The sequence below is a fragment of the Formosa sp. F44 genome (genome assembly GCF_056238645.1).
Window position 1 is genome coordinate 136597 of the sequence record NZ_JBWDLJ010000005.1, and the last position, 17724, is coordinate 154320.

9 protein-coding genes and 1 pseudogene are annotated in these 17724 nt (G+C 35.9%); 9 read left to right on the forward strand and 1 reads right to left on the reverse strand.

Features of this window, described 5'->3' with window-relative positions; genetic code table 11:
* Nucleotides 1-374 precede the first annotated feature (374 nt).
* The 9 genes from AC0UBM_RS15840 (at nt 375) to AC0UBM_RS15880 (ending at nt 15648) form a co-directional block, all read left to right on the forward strand.
* Nucleotides 375-3302 carry a M64 family metallopeptidase gene (locus AC0UBM_RS15840; RefSeq protein WP_475689272.1) on the forward strand — a complete coding sequence of 976 codons (2928 nt, stop codon included), beginning with the start codon at nt 375-377 and terminating at the stop codon, nt 3300-3302.
* Between the two features lie 22 nt (nt 3303-3324).
* Nucleotides 3325-4062 carry a 3-keto-disaccharide hydrolase gene (locus AC0UBM_RS15845; protein WP_475689273.1) on the forward strand — a complete coding sequence of 246 codons (738 nt, stop codon included), beginning with the start codon at nt 3325-3327 and terminating at the stop codon, nt 4060-4062.
* A 58-nt stretch (nt 4063-4120) separates the two neighbouring features.
* The gene (locus AC0UBM_RS15850) at nt 4121-5695 is read left to right on the forward strand and encodes a sulfatase family protein (RefSeq protein ID WP_475689274.1); all 1575 of its coding nucleotides are present in this window, start codon (nt 4121-4123) and stop codon (nt 5693-5695) included.
* Between the two features lie 11 nt (nt 5696-5706).
* Nucleotides 5707-6516, forward strand: coding sequence for a sialate O-acetylesterase (locus AC0UBM_RS15855; RefSeq protein WP_475689275.1), 810 nt, complete (start codon nt 5707-5709; stop codon nt 6514-6516).
* A 309-nt stretch (nt 6517-6825) separates the two neighbouring features.
* Nucleotides 6826-8715 carry a 3-keto-disaccharide hydrolase gene (locus tag AC0UBM_RS15860; RefSeq protein WP_475689276.1) on the forward strand — a complete coding sequence of 630 codons (1890 nt, stop codon included), beginning with the start codon at nt 6826-6828 and terminating at the stop codon, nt 8713-8715.
* A 14-nt stretch (nt 8716-8729) separates the two neighbouring features.
* Nucleotides 8730-10685 (forward strand): plastocyanin/azurin family copper-binding protein, encoded by a 1956-nt coding sequence (locus AC0UBM_RS15865; RefSeq protein WP_475689277.1) that lies wholly within the window; start codon nt 8730-8732, stop codon nt 10683-10685.
* Nucleotides 10686-10843: 158 nt separating this feature from the next.
* Nucleotides 10844-12466 carry a hypothetical protein gene (locus tag AC0UBM_RS15870; protein WP_475689278.1) on the forward strand — a complete coding sequence of 541 codons (1623 nt, stop codon included), beginning with the start codon at nt 10844-10846 and terminating at the stop codon, nt 12464-12466.
* 225 nt (nt 12467-12691) lie between these two features.
* Nucleotides 12692-13192 carry a DUF4440 domain-containing protein gene (locus AC0UBM_RS15875; protein ID WP_475689279.1) on the forward strand — a complete coding sequence of 167 codons (501 nt, stop codon included), beginning with the start codon at nt 12692-12694 and terminating at the stop codon, nt 13190-13192.
* Between the two features lie 29 nt (nt 13193-13221).
* Entirely contained in the window at nt 13222-15648 is a 2427-nt protein-coding gene (locus AC0UBM_RS15880) for a glycoside hydrolase family 2 TIM barrel-domain containing protein (protein ID WP_475689280.1), read from the forward strand.
* A gap of 656 nt (nt 15649-16304) precedes the next feature.
* Here the strand turns inward: AC0UBM_RS15880 and AC0UBM_RS15885 are convergent.
* A pseudogene (locus AC0UBM_RS15885) lies at nt 16305-17632 on the reverse strand (sulfatase-like hydrolase/transferase).
* Between the last annotated feature and the right edge of the window lie 92 nt (nt 17633-17724).

A 17724-nucleotide genomic window follows, 5' to 3' on the forward strand; every position in this document is an offset into this window, starting at 1 on the left:
AAACCGTTAATATTTTTATCAATAAAGCAACGCTTTCTTAAATTTAGTTAAGATAGTATTATGTTTGGTTAATTTTTTAACCAATAAAGGATGTCTAACTTATTATTTTTGGAAACAAATAATCTATAGCATGTATTAAATACGATATTAATAACTTGTTTTTAATATTGAATGAAGTCTGCCATAAGTTCCACTTTTTTCAAAGAACTAAAGATTAAGAAAAAGTTATACGTGTTTTATAGTTAAAGTGCCTCCTATATATGAAAAAATGGTTTGTTTTTGTTTGTTTAAGTTTTTTATTGATTTTTCATAGCCACTCTCAAAATAAGCGAGTGGCTTATGAACCTTGGACTGAGTCTCAAATAGATAAGTTCATGGAGAAAACGGAGTTAATCCCTATTAGTGTCACAGGTGATAAGGATAACAGGATTAACGTTGTTATTGTAAATCAGTGGACTTCTAGCGACAAAGCACCTTATAATTCGCCTGAAATGAGAGGTGAATTTGTTAAAGATATTGAAGAGTCGTTAGTTGCTGCCCTTACCTATGGAGATCCAAAAGCACAAACGGCTTATTCTCATTATAAAGAGTTTTTTAATGTATACGGACTTTGGGCACCACATATGCCGGAGTTTAGAGTAGGTATAGGCATTCCTGAAATTGATGCCATGCGTGATAAACTATTTTTACCTTGGAAAGATGAGCATAGAGGATGGATTACTTTCTTAATTATGCCAAACAGAGAAAGTGGTGGTGGTGGTGCGGCTAGAAATCTGGAAAGCAGATATGGTACAGCCGTTATTGCTGGGAATGGTATTGGTAAAATGTTACACGAAATCTCTCATACGTGTATGAGTTTAGGAGACGAGTATACTACTGGAGCAACAGGAACTTCTGCGTTCCCAACCTATGCAGCAGAATTAGAATACGAAAGAGAAAAGATGAAATGGAGAAAATGGGTCGATCCCTCGACACCATTACCTACTCCATACGAAGCAGAGTATAAAGATAAAATTGGAGCGTTTGAAGGGAATCAATATCACTTGGTAGATTATTACCGTTCTACAGCTCAGGGTTGTATAATGGGAGCAGGTGTTTTTGATAATACCGAACATATGTGTCCTATTTGTAATCAGCGAGTATCTATGCGTGCTTACGATTTGGTCGATCCTGTTAATAGTTTTACACCTTCAACAAACACCATTAGTATAAGCGGAAAAAAGAAAATGCATTTTTCGGTCGATCATATTAAACCAGAGCCTAACACACAGGTTGCAAGATGGTATTTAAATGGTAAATTAATTGCTACAGGTACATCAGAACTAGATGTGGAATTTGGTGAGATTTCTAATTACGAATTGGTTTGTTCCATAACAGACGAAACGCCAACCATTAAACCAGACCCGCCATTCGCAGTGTTTCCTCAATTCGATGTGGCTTGGACCATCACAAATACGGCTCCTACATCTTCGGCTAAAGAGTTATCGGTACGTTTAAGTGCTAAGCAAAAAGATAAAAAAGTAACTGCTTCCAATAGTATAACGCCTAAAATTTCTGGAGGTAAAGCACCTTACACTTACATATGGTCGGACGGTAGCACCTCTGAAAGCTTAGAGAATGTAGGTATTGGAATTTACGATGTAACAATTATAGATAGTGAATTTAGAACAGCTAAAGCTCATTATAGCATTTACGAAAGCAGTTTAAGTGGAGCTAAGAAGTCTAGCAAGTCTAAAAAGAATGCTAAAGAAATAACGGTTTTAGCCGATATAAAAGCTTCAGATATCGGAAAAGATAATGGTTCTGTTGCTTTGAGTTTTTCTGGAGGAACGGCACCTTATAATGTACAGTGGCAAAATGCAAGGTACGAGTATGGAGCAAATCAAATATATGAAGCCGAAGAGGCAACGTTCAATATCCCGGAGCACGATATAAAAACATTTTTTAATGCCAGCGAAAATACGTTTGTAAACTTTAAAGGCAATGAAGGTAAAGTGACTTGGAATGTTGAGGTAGCGAACAGCGGTATGTATCCTGTAGAAGTTATTTATGCAGGAATAGACCTAAAAGGATCCAATGCACAGATTTCTGTTAATGGTAAACTTCAAAAAGACTTAATGCATTTTAATCAGACACGTCCGCTTTTTACAGGCTGGGATTACGCTACTGTAAAAGTGTATTTAAAGGAAGGTTTTAATACTGTAAGTGTGGTGTCTAACGGAGAATCTATACCAAATCTAGATTACCTTAGATTGCCTTCGAGTGCAAAATTAATTGCTGTTAACGAAAACGAAAGTATTAATCTTGCGCCTGGCGATTATAGTTTTGTGGTTACAGATGCTAATAATTTAGTTTCTCATCAGACCATTACAATTCCTGAAGTTTACGCTTTCGAAGTCGATCACATCGATTTTGCTACTGATGGCGAACATACAGTGAAAATAGAAAACCCAATAGCAAATTACAGCTATAAATGGTACGCTAAAGACGCTAATAATCGCACCAAAGAGTCTTACGAGACTCCTATTTCTAAAGGAACTACATTCTCTCCGAAGACAAAAGGAAATTACTATGTGGCTGTAAAAAATAATTTAACCCATGCAGAAAGTGTAAATAGAATTGGTTTTGCTGTGGGAGATCTTGCTGATAAAAGAACCGTTGCTATAGACCCATCTGAGTTGGAACGAGGCAGTGTTTTATTTTGGCTAGATGCTACCGATATAGACGGAGATAGAAAAGAAGATGTTGTAGCACCTGCAAGAGGTCCCGTGTCTGCTTGGAAAGACAAATCACGAAGATCGTCTAATGCATTGTTTACAAAATACGAACCTAATAAGTTAAATGGAAAAGGTGTGGCTGGTTTCGATCAGGTGTGGTTATCCATTATAGACGAAGAGATAAAAGATTACCAAACTGTTATTATGGTATACAAGGAAAGCAGTATGTCTTTTCCAGGATCTTCTCTGTTTCAGGGACTAGAAACCTTAATGGGGAAAAGTGAAAACACCAAAGCATCTCTTTTCGACGAAAGTAAAACAAGCGAAAAAACTAAAAACGGAAGTGTTTACTTGAATGGTAAAAAAGTAAATCCTTTTACCACACCTAACCCTATGGACTACTGTCTTCTTACAGTGCAACTGGATTCTAAATCGGGAATTCCACTTAAAAGAACACAAGGTCTTTGGGAAGCAGATTTAGCCGAATTTATTGTAATAAATAGAGCGTTGGAAGACTGGGAGCGTAAAGGAATAGAAGAATACCTTCGCAGAAAATGGCTAGCTAAAGTCGACTTAAAATTTTAATAAACTCAAACCAAAAAAACAAATGAAAAATTTAGTAAAGAAAAGTAGTTTCTTATTCTTATTGGCAACCTCTTTTGTATCTCTTGTAGGGTGTGGAGATGGAACTCCTAAGGATAATGTCTTAACAGATGCAGAAAAATCTGACGGATGGAAATTATTATTTGATGGAACATCTACCGATGGTTGGAGAGGTTATCAATCAGACGAAATGCCAGCATCTTGGAAAGTTATAGATGGAACTTTAATGACTGAAGGCGCAGGGTCTGAAAAATTAGGAGATATAGTAACGACAGAAAAGTACGAAAATTTCGATCTTAAATTAGAGTGGAAATTAGAGCCAGAAGGTAATAGTGGTGTTTTATATCACATTAACGAAGATCCTTCTCTGGCTGCAACATATTATTCAGGACCAGAATATCAAATTATAGACGATTTAGGTTTTCCAGGAGGTGTAACACCTTACAATTCTACTGGAGCAGATTATGCTATGACACCAGCCGATGAATCTCAGAAAGTTTTAAATCCTATTAACACTTGGAACACGACAAGAATCGTATTCGACCATGGTAAAGTGACACATTACCTAAACGGTAAAAAGATTGTTGAGTTTACTTCAGGAGATGCAGCTTGGAATGAAAATATTCAGAAAAGAAAATGGAAAAATTACCCAGCATACGGGAAATCTAAAACAGGATTTATTGGATTACAAGATCACGGTAGTAAAATTTGGTTTAAAAATATTAAGCTAAAAGAACTATAGATTAAAGGCATTCTTTATCCATTATCTTAAAATCAATACAACACATAATTACCACATTATGAATAAAAAAAATCTCTTATATATTTTTAGTATTTTCTTAGTCAGCACCTGTTTTACTTCGTGTAAAGAGACTGTAAAAGAAAAAGAAGTTGTTCCTGCTAAGCAACCTAATATTGTATACATCATGACGGACGATCATGGTTACCAAGCAATCAGTGCTTATAATGGAGCGTTAAATCAAACGCCTAACATCGATAGAATTGCGAACGAAGGCGTGAAGTTTACAAAAAGTTTTGTGACTAATTCTATATGTTCGCCAAGTAGAGCGGTTATGCTTACAGGTAAATTTTCTCATGAAAATGGGCAACGTATTAACGGTCTTAAATTTGATGGAAGTCAGCAAACATTTCCAAAACTTCTTAGAAGTGCAGGTTACGAAACAGCTTTAATTGGAAAGTGGCACTTAGGGAGTGATCCAACAGGTTTCGATTACTGGAATGTGTTACCGGGTCAAGGGGATTACTATAACCCAGATTTTAACGAAATGGGAGAGAAGTCTAGAAAAGAAGGTTATGTAACCTCTTTAATCACCGAATATAGTTTAGATTGGTTAAAGGAAAGAGATACCACTAAGCCTTTTGCACTTATCATGCATCACAAAGCACCGCATAGATGTTGGATGCCAGAAATTAAATATTTAGATAAGTATAACGATGTTAAGTTCCCTATTCCAGATAACTTTTACGACGACTACGAAGGAAGAACAGCCGCTGCAACTCAAAAAATGCACATGAAAAATTTCTGTCCAGTTAACGATTTAAAGATGTTGGATAAAGAAGGTGAAATCGACGGACCTTTACGTAAATATTTCGAGGCTCAAATTGCTAGATTAACACCGGAACAAAGAGTTGCTTGGGATGCTGCCTATGCAGAAGAAATTGCATATTATAAAGAAGCCAAATTAACAGGTAAAGAATTATTAGAATGGAGTTACCAACGTTACTTAGAAGATTATCTAAGATGTATAGACTCTGTAGATGATAGTGTTGGAGAAATTTTAGATTTCCTTGAAGAAAATGGTCTTGACGAAAATACACTTGTAGTATATACTTCAGATCAAGGATTTTATTTAGGAGAGCATGGTTGGTTTGATAAACGTTTCATGTACGAAGAATCTTTCCGTACACCGTTATTAATGAAATTACCTTCAAAAATTAAAAAAGGTACAGTAACTCAGTTGGTTCAGAATATAGATTATGCACCTACATTTTTAGATTTAGCAGGTGTAGAAATTCCTTCAGATATGCAAGGAGAATCTTTACTACCTATATTAGACGATAAGACTGATAACGACGAATGGAGAAAATCGGTGTATTACCATTATTACGAATATCCAGGACCACATGCTGTTAAAAGACATTATGGTGTAAGAACAGATAAACATAAGTTGATACATTTTTATAACAATATCGACCAATGGGAATTATACGATTTAGAAGCAGATCCCGGAGAAGTAGATAATTTGTATGGTAAAGAAGGGTACGATGAGATTACTCAAACACTATACACAGAATTATTAGATTTACAGAAAAAATATAACGATACGACAGTTGTCGATGTTAAATTAAACTAGGGTTTATAGTTATGAAATTTAGAAATTCTTTATACTGTTTATTGGTTGTATTCTTAATTGCTTGGCCTAGCCAAAGTCAAGAAAAAGACTTGCCTGTTAAAGTGTTTATTTTAGGAGGACAGTCTAATATGGATGGAACTGGTAAGGGAGAAGAGCTTCCAGAAGAGTATCTTGTTGCTCCCAAAAACAGTATGATTTGGGATAATAAGGAAAAAAAATGGGTCACTTTACGTACCGATTCGTTCTCTAAAAGAAGAAAGTATAAATTCGGTCCAGAAGTTGCCTTTACTCATCTTTTAGCTAAAAAATACCCGAATTATACCATTGCCATAATTAAAACCTCTGGTGGTGGCACCAAGTTGTGGAAACACTGGCTTCCGGAGCAAAATATGTATAAAGCATTTCTTAGAAATATTAATAATGGGCTAGCGGAGTTAGACAAGCAAAACATACCTTACGAAGTTTGTGGTATGTTATGGATGCAAGGCGAATCAGACGCAGAAACTCTAGAATGGGCCAATGCTTATGAAGATAATTTAAAAGTACTTTATAAAGATGTTAGGTTGCAAATGGACAAACCCGAGTTGCCAATTGTAATGGGACGTATTTCAATAGGACTTTTAAGAGAAACACCTTGGGTTTTCGATTATACAGAGGTGGTGCAAGCGGCGCAGGATCGGGTAGCAAAAGCCGATAAGCATGTGCGCATTATTAATACAGATAAGTTGGAAACTTTAAAAGATAATACTCATTTTAACTCAGAATCCAATATTTGGTTAGGACATAAAATGGGAAAATTAATGATTAAAGAAATAAAATAATAGTTTTTGATACCCCGTAATTAACCACATGTTTGTTACCCTGAAGTTGTGTAATCATGGCGCTCTATTTTTAAACTAAAGCATTCATGACTAATCGATTTCAGGGTTTCAATTTTTAAGTCAGTATGAGTAAAACACATGGGGATTGTTAGTTTTGTAAGGCGCTCGTAACGCAGATGTTTTAGGCACATTGCAATTTAACCGACACGACACGCTTTACTAGTTTAAACAGAAATGTTTAAAATTGAAAAATATTAAGATTAACCTTTAAATTTTTATTGATAATTAGATCGAACTAAAATTAAATTTATGAAGAAAACAGTATTTCTTTTCATTGTATTAATGCAACTCGTATTTGTTGGATGTACAGAAAAAAACAAAGAACCAAAGGCCGAAAGTGCAAAAATTGTAGAAGCGCCGTTAACATACCTGCCTTTTAAAACGGTTAGTTTAGCAGACATGTCTGCATTTAAAGAACCTAGTTCGAACTGGCAAATTGTAGGCGATGTTTATGTAGACAGAAGTCAGAAAACAACAATTACAAGTACAGCTGGAACTGGTGTATTGGTAAGTACCCCAGCATCCAAATCAAGAGGGAATTTATTTACAAATTTTGAACATGGAGACATCGAATTAGAAATTGATGTCATGATGCCTGTAGGGTCTAACTCTGGGATTTATTTACAAGGTAGATATGAGGTACAGCTTTTTGATAGTTGGGGCGTAAAAGATGTAGCTTTTTCAGATATGGGCGGTATTTACCAGAGATGGGACGATACTAAAGAAGAAAAAGGATATGAAGGTCATGCGCCTAAAATAAATGCGGCTAAATCTCCAGGATTATGGCAACATCTAAAAATTCTTTTTCACGCACCTAGATTTAACGAAGCTGGAGAAAAAATTAAAAATGCAACATTTAAGGAAGTTTGGCTTAATGGCCAGTTAGTACATGAAAATGTAGAAGTAACTGGATATACAAGAGGTACAAAACTACATGAAGAGAAACCACTCGGACCGTTAATGATTCAAGGGGATCACGGACCAGTTGCTTTAAAAAATATTAAGTACAAGTTATACGGAGAGGAAAGAGTTACGTTATCTAATGTAGAAATGATTGAGTACGATAGTGGTACAGATATACTGCCAAGCTTCGATACAATAACGCCTTTACGTACGGTAAAAACAGATTCTATTTCGGCGCAAATGGCAACGGGGAAAAGAGCCTCAAAAATTCTAGTTTACTCAGGTAATTTAGACATCCCAATAACAGGAGATTATACTTTCGATATGGAATTTCTTAGTGCTGCGGGGGTGTTAATAGTTAATAAAGATACGATTGCAGACTATCAGTTAGATAAACCTTCTCGTTTTGCAACCGTTTCACTTCAAAAAGGACAAGTGCCTTTTAAGTTAATTTACAATAAGATTAGCCGATATTATATTGGGTTAGGACTTTATGTAGAAGGTCCGAATATGGAAAAACATAGCCTGACTGCCAAGCAATCTTATATGCCAAGAGTAAGAAATCCTAAAAACGATATTTTCGTTGAAGTAGAAGACGAGGTTATTGCACAGCGTAGTTATTTTATGCATAACGGTGTAAAGCGTACGCATGTTGTTTCTGTAGGAACTTTAGAAAATGTTAATTATGCTTACGATTTAGAATCGGGGTCGCTCTTAAAAGCATGGGATGGTGTATTGTTAGATGCAACACCAATGTGGTACGTTCGAGGAATGGATCAATTAGGTGTTCCAAACGACTTTAATATTTCATTTAATGGTGGTCCAGAATTCGCGTTTTTAGAAAACGAAAAATCAGTGTGGCCAGATACCATTCCAGCACAAGTGGTTCAGAAACAAATTGGATACAAATTGGATAAATCGGGAATGCCTTCATTTACATTTAAAATGAATAATACTACTATAGAAAATAAAATAGTTCCTGTAGAAGGTGTTAGAGGTCTTAAAAGATTAATTAAAATTGAGGGCAGTGAACCTATTTGGTTTAAAATAGCAGATGGTGCCCAAATTAAGAAACTACCAGACGGTTCTTATATTATTAAAAACGAAAACTATTTTATAGATTTTCCTGATGAAAACGGTACGACTCCAGTGATAAGAAATGTAAATGGTGGAGACGAATTAGTTGTAGGACTAAGTGCAGGAAATCAAAGTGTAACGTATAATATTATTTGGTAAATAAAAGGATGAATATGTATAAAATAAAAATGCCAATAGTACTAGTTTTTATAATTTTTACTTCTTATTTGTCAGCTCAAGAGCCATCAGAAATGGCCAAGAAAGAAGCTGCGTATTACGAAATCGTCGATGTTCCTATTCCTAAAGGTGTCGAGTTGGAAGTGGGTGGATTAACATTTACAGACGACGATAAATTAGGGGTTACCACAAGACGTGGCGAGCTTTGGGTTATCGATAAACCTTATAGTCAAAAACCAGAATATTCACGTTTTGCTCACGGATTACACGAGGCATTAGGTGTAACGTATAGAGATAATAGTTTTTACCTAACACAAAGAGGTGAATTATCTAGATTGTTCGATCACGATGGCGATGGAAAAGCCGATGAGTATAGAACCATTTATTCTTGGCCGTTATCGGGAAATTACCACGATTATGCTTATGGTCCAAAGTTTTTGGACAATGGAGATATGTTAGTAACCTTAAATCTATCTTGGGTTAACCATGGAGCGAGTTTAGTAAAATGGAGAGGTTGGATGCTAAAAATAACACCTGACGGAGAGATGGAGCCCATTGCAACAGGTTTACGTTCGCCTTCTGGTTTTAATATTAATAAAGATGGTGATGTGTTTTATACCGAAAACCAAGGAGATTGGGTTGGTTCTGGTAGAATGACACATTTAGAAAAAGGAGATTTTGCAGGAAACCCAGAAGGGTTAAGATGGTCTTCAGATCCGCTTTCTCCAATAGATCTAAAACAAGATGTGATTGACGAAAGTTTGGGGCTTTCCCTTTACGAGTATTCTAAAAAAATTCCAGCGTTAAAAGCACCAGCAATTTGGTTCCCGCATACCATATTAGGTATTGCGACTTCAGATATTCTGTACGAAACTACAGGTAATAAATTTGGACCTTTCGATGGGCAAATGCTTATTGGAGATCAAGGACACAGTAAAATTACACGTGTGTTTATGGAAAAAGTAAATGGTGTGTATCAAGGTGCTGCCTTTGCTTTTAGAGAAGGATTTTCTTCGGGAGTCTTAAGGTTAATCTGGGGAAGTGACAATAGTATGTTTGTTGGAATGACAAGTAGAGGTTGGGCGTCTACCGGTAAAAAATCGTTCGGACTTCAACGTTTAAAATGGACGGGTAAAACACCTTTCGAAATTAAAACCATGAAAGCTCAAGACGACGGATTTATCTTAGAATTTACAAAACCTGTAAATAAAAAACAGGCTGCAGATCTTGCCATGTATAAGCTTAATACATTTACTTATAATTATACCCACGAATACGGTAGTGATATTGTAGATAGACAAACCGCTATGATTCATGAAGCAATGGTTTCGGAAGATGGCTTATCTGTTAGACTTAAAATACATGGTATGCGTTTAGGGTATATTCATCAAATAGAAATCCCTACGCTTAAATCTACTTCTGGGGATTTATTGTTACACAATACGGGATATTATACGCTGAATGAAGTGCCTGGAGGGAAATTAAATTCGCCATCGATGACTATGGTTGCAAAATCAGATAAGAAAGTTGTACAGCCAAAACGTATAAATAAAATGCCTGAATCTTGGAATGGTAAAATAGACGAGAAATTAGATATTGGTACCAAGCCTGGATTAAAATATGATGTGGAAGAAGTACGTATAAAAAGAGGAAGCAAAGTAGCATTAACGTTTAACAATAACGACGATATGCTTCATAACCTTGTCATTACAGAAAAAGGTGTTGCCTCAGTGGACGAAGTAGGAAAATTAGCATTGTCTCTAGGTTTAGAAGGCGCCGATTATAACTATGTTCCAGATAGCGATTTAGTATTGTACCACACGGGAATATTAAAACCTATTAGTACAGAAACTATCTATGTTACCATGCCAGAAACACCAGGAGAATACTGGATAGTATGTACTTTTCCAGGTCACTCTGCTGTTATGCGCGCAAAACTGATCGTAGAATAATCTATCATTTTATATTAAAGTCTGTTTTATTAAGCGATCACTATAAGTTTCTTGATAAAACAGACAATTTTAATCAATACACAAAATCGAATTAACCGATGGTAAATCAAAATAATATTGAAAAACATTTGAAAGCTCAAGTTTTTAAAGGGCTAATCTTGATTTTGTTAGTTTTTGGTATTAACCATGCGTATTCACAAGTGGAAAATGTTCCCGAAGGACGCCAAGAAGGTTCTATGAATGGGTATCTTATGATTGGAATTAATAAGGTTCCAGAAACTTACGATGCTGGATTTTCTACATATGTGGCCGCATGGCCTCTAGTAAAAGACTATCCCGGAAATAGTTTTCAAACCGGACTTTTGGGGACATGGATGCATCCTAGTTATAACGGAATTAATAAACCCGACAGAAAGTTATATAACGACATCGAGGGCGGATTAGGCTGGTGGAGAGATACACGATTTGCCACCGAAACTCCAAAATTTATTATGGGAGGCGTTGCTTTAAATTTCAGTGCTTGGGCCAATGGACCAGGAGCTGGAAAAGGAAGAAATTGGGATAAGCCAAACGGAAAGTATGGTGTGGCACAACTTAGTCCTTGGATATTGTGGCCTCCAGATGGATTGAATCTTAAACAAGGAACTAATGGAGAATTATTCGGTTATGGCTATTTGCCACTTCCGTTAATTAAAGCAAAATCTACTACAGCAGGAAAAGATGTTTCAACCGGAAATCATTCGTGGACTTTATTTTTAAACACCGAAAACTTTAAGGGACCAGTTGCTTTTTTTACGCCTTATTTTTTCTCCAAACCTAGTGTAGAAGAGCCAGAACTTACAGGTATGTTTCTAGATACACGCCCTGCAAAACCCAATAAGCCTATCCAGATGGAAACGCAGCACATTCCGAGTGTGCAATACACAGCTCCTAATGGAGATATTTATGCGCGAGTAGCACCCACATCTTTTCCTAGTGATGCTAAAGGCGAATCGATGCTTATGCATCAGGTTACCGCTTACAAAAAAAGTGCGCTATGGGATGCTGTAGAATTATGGTTAGATCAGGATGGTCCTGTTGCAAGTGGAACTATCGATACTAAAGGAGCGGTGGTTCATACATTTAAGGGAACAGCTGGATCTAGTTGGAAAATTTATCCTTTAAATACACCAAAAGATAAAAGATGGCCAATCGATTGGAAATCTATAGCGACTCCTGTTGCTTTAGATGCAACAACTTTTGGTTATAAGTGGGACGAGAAATTAGTGAAGCGCAAGGAGACTAAAAACGGACCATTAATGGCGCTTCCTGAATATTATAAATTAGAAAAGAAGGCAAACGGAAAACCACATTGGGTAGCGTTACACGCTCAAGATGTGCCTTCGGAATCTGGATTAGATACACTTGATTTTGCATCGACAGATGCACCATCAGAACCTTACCTTACTCCAGAAGAAACGATAAGCAGTTGGAAAACACCTGGACCTGTTGCAGGCCCTTTTAAAACTAAAATTGGCGACGGAAGTACTGTAACGTATTATTGGTATCGTTTTGTAGATCAGCCTGCATTATTGAATGCCGATTTAACTACTGCTGAACGGGAAGAATTACAAAAACGTGTTGTGAAATTACACCGAGAATGGACTAAAGAGAAAGCTTATCTTCCAGCTCCAAAAGTAGGAGCATTGGCTAATATAGACCCTGCTCTAATTGTAACGCCTCCAACAGAAATGGAAGCTGGCTATGTGCCAATTGTTACAAAACAGGGATTGGAAGAATAGGATAACAACTAACTATTAAAATGAAGGTCTACACTGTTTTTTGCTAGTAAGTAAAACGAAAAGTAGAATGATATTTTTACTTTCAGTTGGTTACAATCTGTATGTGATTAAAGTCCGTTAGATAATTTCTTTATTTAACGGACTTTAATGTTTTAATTTATGCTGTCTTGTTTGTGCTAGATGAATTAAAAGTGTTTTTCATCAGTTATTCAAAAATTATAGAAAATGAAAAAAATAATTATACTATTAAGTTTGTGTTTCGCTTACGCTTGTGAAACCACGGTAAAACCTGAGCCTACAAAAAATATTGAACTCACAGAGAGTCAAAAACAAGCAGATATTGATTCTGTGAAAAGTCTGGTTTCAGATTCATTTCAAGATATATTTTCAGATTTCGATTCTACTACTGTATCTAAATATTATACCACCGATTTTGTGCTTTTAGAGAATGGGGTGTTATGGACAAACGATTCCATTTACAGTTATATTCGAAGAAAACAAGCTAATAAATCAACTGTAAAAAGATTAAATCGTTTCGAGTACGTAAAATCCGAACATAGTGAAAACATGATTTGGGTAGCTTACGATAATTATGCGTATTTCGTAAAGGAAAAAGATACAATAGGAAAAGCGCATTGGTTAGAAAGTGCAATTGCAAAAAAAGAAAATAACACATGGAAAATTCAGCAATTACATTCTACTGTCGTTCGAAAAAATAAACACTAATAGATAACTGATACCTTTAAATTAACGACATGAAAAAGATTTGTCTATTTGTATTTCTATGTGTGTTTTCCATGCTTCACACTGTGTATGGTCAGAGTACACAGCTATTTAATGCGGACTGGAAATTTGCATTACACGAGCAAGAAGGTGCAGAAACTCCCGACTTTAACGACCAGAATTGGGAGACCGTGAGCGTGCCACATGATGCAAGTATAAAAGGTAAATTCGATCGGAAAACTTCAACAGCGGCAAATGGTTATTTGCCTTTTCAGCAAGGCTGGTATCGTAAATCATTTTCGCTTTCAGAAGAAGATAAGGGTAAAAAAGTGTTTATTAATTTTGAAGGCGTTTATAGAGACTCTAAAGTCTGGATTAATGGCGAATTGTTGGGGCGAAACTTAAATGGTTATCTGGGGTTTGAATATGATTTAACACCATATATTCATTTAGATAAAGAAAATGTTATCGCTGTTCATTACGATAATCGTAAAAAGAGAACTTCGCGTTGGTACACAGGAGAAGGTATCTATAGAGATGTATGGTTGCACATAGTAAATCCTGTACATGTAGTAAATCAAGGAACCTATGTTACAACACCTTTTGTTACCCAAGAACGGGCAAAAATAATATTAGAAACCGAAATAGCTAACGAAAGTGGGACGGAAGGAGAAATCACCTTAGAAACACAAATATATAACCCAAGTGGGGCGGTAGTGGCTTCAAAAACGAGTGTGGTATACTTGCAGTTTTTTAAAACACATACATTTCAGCAAGACTTTCAAGTTCAAAATCCTGAATTGTGGGATACGGAAACGCCAAACCTTTATTATGCAAAATCCACGATACGATTTAATGGAGAGCTTCAAGGGGACTATAATACACGTTTTGGAATCCGAGATATTGCGTTTGCTCCAGATCGTGGTTTACTGTTAAATGGCAATAAAGTGTTTGCTCAGGGTGGAAATTTTCATCATGACTTAGGTTGTTTAGGTGCTGTAGCTCTAAAGGAAGGGTATCGTCACCGCTTACGGTTATTAAAAGATATGGGATGTAACTCCATTAGGTTAAGTCATAATCCGCATGCCAGAGTTTTACTCGAACTTTGCGATGAAATGGGAATTCTGGTGATTTCGGAATCTTACGATAAATGGACTTCTCAGTATTATGGAGGAGAAGTTGCTTTTCGAGAGGTTTGGAAAACAGATATAGAACGTTTTATAAAAAGAGACCGCAATCATCCCTCAGTGTATCTTTGGAGTGTAGGAAATGAAGTGTCTAAGCAACGTAAAATGTTCGATAAGAAATTTGAAACTGAAGCAGATGGTGCTTATCAAGGCGCCGATGTGTTGAAGGAATTGGTTGCGTATGTGCACGAATTAGATCCTAGCAGGAAAGTTACTGCAGCTTTATTTCCTGGAAGAAAAGATGATAATTTAGAATGGAATAATTGGGACAACCACGATGAATTTATGAAGACGTTACCACCAGCAATGGCTTTTAATATGGATGTGGTGAGTTGGAATTATACTGGTAATTTTTTCGATATCGATCATAAAAAGTATCCTCAAATGTTATTTATTGCCTCGGAAACAGCAACTAATCTTGACTTTGGAAATCGTAAGATTTCGATGTTAGAATTTGATAAATCGTATGTAGTTGGACATTATTATTGGGCAGCATCATCTTATTTGGGTGAGTCGGTTTGGCCCAATAAAAGTTGGGAACGCTCTTTTTATGGTATGGACGAGAAAATGACGCCTATCGGACATATTTATCATTCATTATATAGTGACCAGCCTAAGCTAAAACTATTAGTAAAAGAACCAGATACGGTTAAATATAAAGCTTGGGAAAACCATTACGATAATAAGCGGTGGAGTTGGTATCCTATGTTAAATCATTGGAATTTTAATACAGAAGCACTATTGGAAGTTCAGACCATTACAAATTGCGATGAGGTGGAATTATTGTTAAATGGAACATCGTTAGGGAGTAAAATTCTTATAGAAGGCGAAGAACCTGTGTTATATTGGAATGTTAATTATAAAACTGGAGAGTTAGTAGCGATTGGTAAGAAGCATAGTGAAATTGTGGTTAGAGATACGTTGGTCACGGCGAGTAAATCCACTCGAATTAAACTGTCGCCCAATAAAACCAAACTAAACGCCGATGGTGCAGATTTGGTTTATATTCAAGTGAGTTTAAGAGATAATGCAGGACATATTGTTCCCGAAAATCAACTCATACAGTTTAGCGTGAAAGGACCAGCGCGTATAGCCGGAGTTGCTAATTCAGATATCTTTTCCGACGAATCTTGGCAAGGTAATAGTAGGAGTACAACTAATGGTACTTGTCTTGTTGTGTTGCGGACTACAACCGATGTTGGTACCATTGAATTGAGTGCAAAGACAAAAGGGATAAAATCGGCTAAACTCGTTTTAGATGTGGTTAAATAGGAGTCCATTTGATGGGTGTTTTTTTTTGCTAAAAGGACGATGCACAACTACGGAATTAAGGATTGAAACGTTTTTGAGACATAAACGAGATGAAATATAAGTCATACAGAATTTGACAAAAACTTATTAAAAAGGAGTGCGTCATAGCAGATAGAAATAAAACACGCTAATACATTTAAAAAGTAGTACTAATTACACTAATTTCTTTGTTATTTTTTGATGTCTTATAATTAATGATTATATTTATAAGGTGCTGATACGTTGGGAGAAAGATTTGAAATGAGCACGATCTTTAGCAGCATATAAAACCACTAGGTTTTTTATCGACGAGATAACGAATTCTTTAATTCTTTAATTCTTTATAAAATCATTAATTTAAAATAATATTACGCCCATGTTTCCTATTCTATTTATGTCTGTGTTTCCTATTCTATTTTTCATTGTTTACCTAGCAATTCTATTTGGAATCCTTTATCTGATTTATAAATGGGTGACTACATTTATTAATCTAAAAAGAGAACAGAACGACATATTAAGAGAGATTAGTAGTAAAATGGGACATAAATAGAGAAGGGTAAGTTGTAAAACTCTAACATCTAAATATTAAAAAAGGCTGTCTTATAAGTACAGCCTTTTTGCTTCACTATGGTGTTACATTATTTTGTAATAGGTTTTACTCCAGCTCTAACATTTTGCTCCCATACTGTAAGTTTCTGCTGGAATGTCTGTAATAATTCGGGGTTATTTAATGCTACATTATTTTTTTCTTCAATATCATGAGATAAATTATAAAGTTCGAATTTGGCTTCTGTTTCATTTATTGTTTTAACCATTTTCCACGCACCACTTCTAATATAGCTTTGATTGCGAAATGCGTAAAAAACATCTCGTTTTGGTAGGTCTGTTTGGTTAATAAGGTGGTCTTTAATACTAATACCATCTATGTGTTTTCCGCTTGGTTGTTCTCCTATAATATCAAGTAGGGTAGGTAATAAATCCATAGTGAATACAGTTTGTTCGCTGGTTGTTCCTGCTTTTATGACCTTTGGATAACTAATTATTGCCGGTACGCGACTTCCGCCTTCGTATGGACTCCCTTTTATGCCTCTTAATACGCCATTATCGCCATAATTGTTCGCGCCATTATCGGAAGTAAATATTACAATTGTGTTTTCGTATATGCCTTCTGTTTTTAAAGCATCCATAATCTTGCCTATACCTTGATCCATAATTTCAACCATTTCTTTATAAATAGCTTTTATGCTATCTCCTGGTACACGAGCTGTTCCAGGCGTTCCGATTTTTCGTAAGGCATTAGCAATACGTCTTTGATAGGGACCGTGTGGTGCTTCGTGTGGTAAGTAAAGTAGGAATGGTTTTGTACTGTGTTTTTTATAAAATCGACACCATAATTCGTTATTAAATCTGTAGTATAGCCAGCTTCGTTTTCGGTGTTATTGCAGTTCCACCAATCTAAGTAGCCTTCGGCATCAATGTGTGCGTGGTAGTCTACATTGCCACTTACAAAGCCTTTAAAATAGTCGAATCCTTGGAACGTTGGGTTATATTCTTTTCCGTAACCCAAATGCCATTTTCCAAACATGCCACAGGTGTAATTGTATTTTTTAAATTCTTCAGCGATAGTGATTTCATCTAAATTAAGACCTACATCTCTGTGGCTTTTGGCGGTAATGACCGCTTCAATACCTGTGCGTTGCTGATATTTACCGGTGAGTAATGCCGCTCTTGTAGGGCTACAAACAGATCCGTTAGAATGGAAATCTGTAAATAACACACCTTGAGAAGCTAGTAAATCTAAATTTGGAGTTTTAATATATAAATTTCCGTAGGTAGAGATGCCATTATAGCCTAAATCGTCTGCTACAATAATAACGATATTAGGAGATTTCTTTTTGGTTTCTGAATGCTGAGCATAGGAGAAAAGAGAAATACAGCTTAAAATACAAAATATTAATTTTTTCATTTCTAGTTCTTGTTTGGCCGTGGCGTTTGGTTTAGAGCGTGTTTTGAAACACTTACAATTTAGAGAATTAAAAAAGGCTGCCTTATTAAGAC

Excerpts from the sequence above, each read along its gene's own strand:
- AC0UBM_RS15860 (WP_475689276.1), top strand. The coding sequence starts at position 6,826 with ATGAAGAAAACAGTATTTCTTTTCATTGTATTAATGCAACTCGTATTT.
- AC0UBM_RS15865 (WP_475689277.1), top strand. The coding sequence starts at position 8,730 with ATGTATAAAATAAAAATGCCAATAGTACTAGTTTTTATAATTTTTACT.
- AC0UBM_RS15855 (WP_475689275.1), top strand. The coding sequence starts at position 5,707 with ATGAAATTTAGAAATTCTTTATACTGTTTATTGGTTGTATTCTTAATT.
- AC0UBM_RS15880 (WP_475689280.1), top strand. The coding sequence starts at position 13,222 with ATGAAAAAGATTTGTCTATTTGTATTTCTATGTGTGTTTTCCATGCTT.
- AC0UBM_RS15840 (WP_475689272.1), top strand. The coding sequence starts at position 375 with ATGGAGAAAACGGAGTTAATCCCTATTAGTGTCACAGGTGATAAGGAT.
- AC0UBM_RS15850 (WP_475689274.1), top strand. The coding sequence starts at position 4,121 with ATGAATAAAAAAAATCTCTTATATATTTTTAGTATTTTCTTAGTCAGC.
- AC0UBM_RS15875 (WP_475689279.1), top strand. The coding sequence starts at position 12,692 with ATGAAAAAAATAATTATACTATTAAGTTTGTGTTTCGCTTACGCTTGT.
- AC0UBM_RS15845 (WP_475689273.1), top strand. The coding sequence starts at position 3,325 with ATGAAAAATTTAGTAAAGAAAAGTAGTTTCTTATTCTTATTGGCAACC.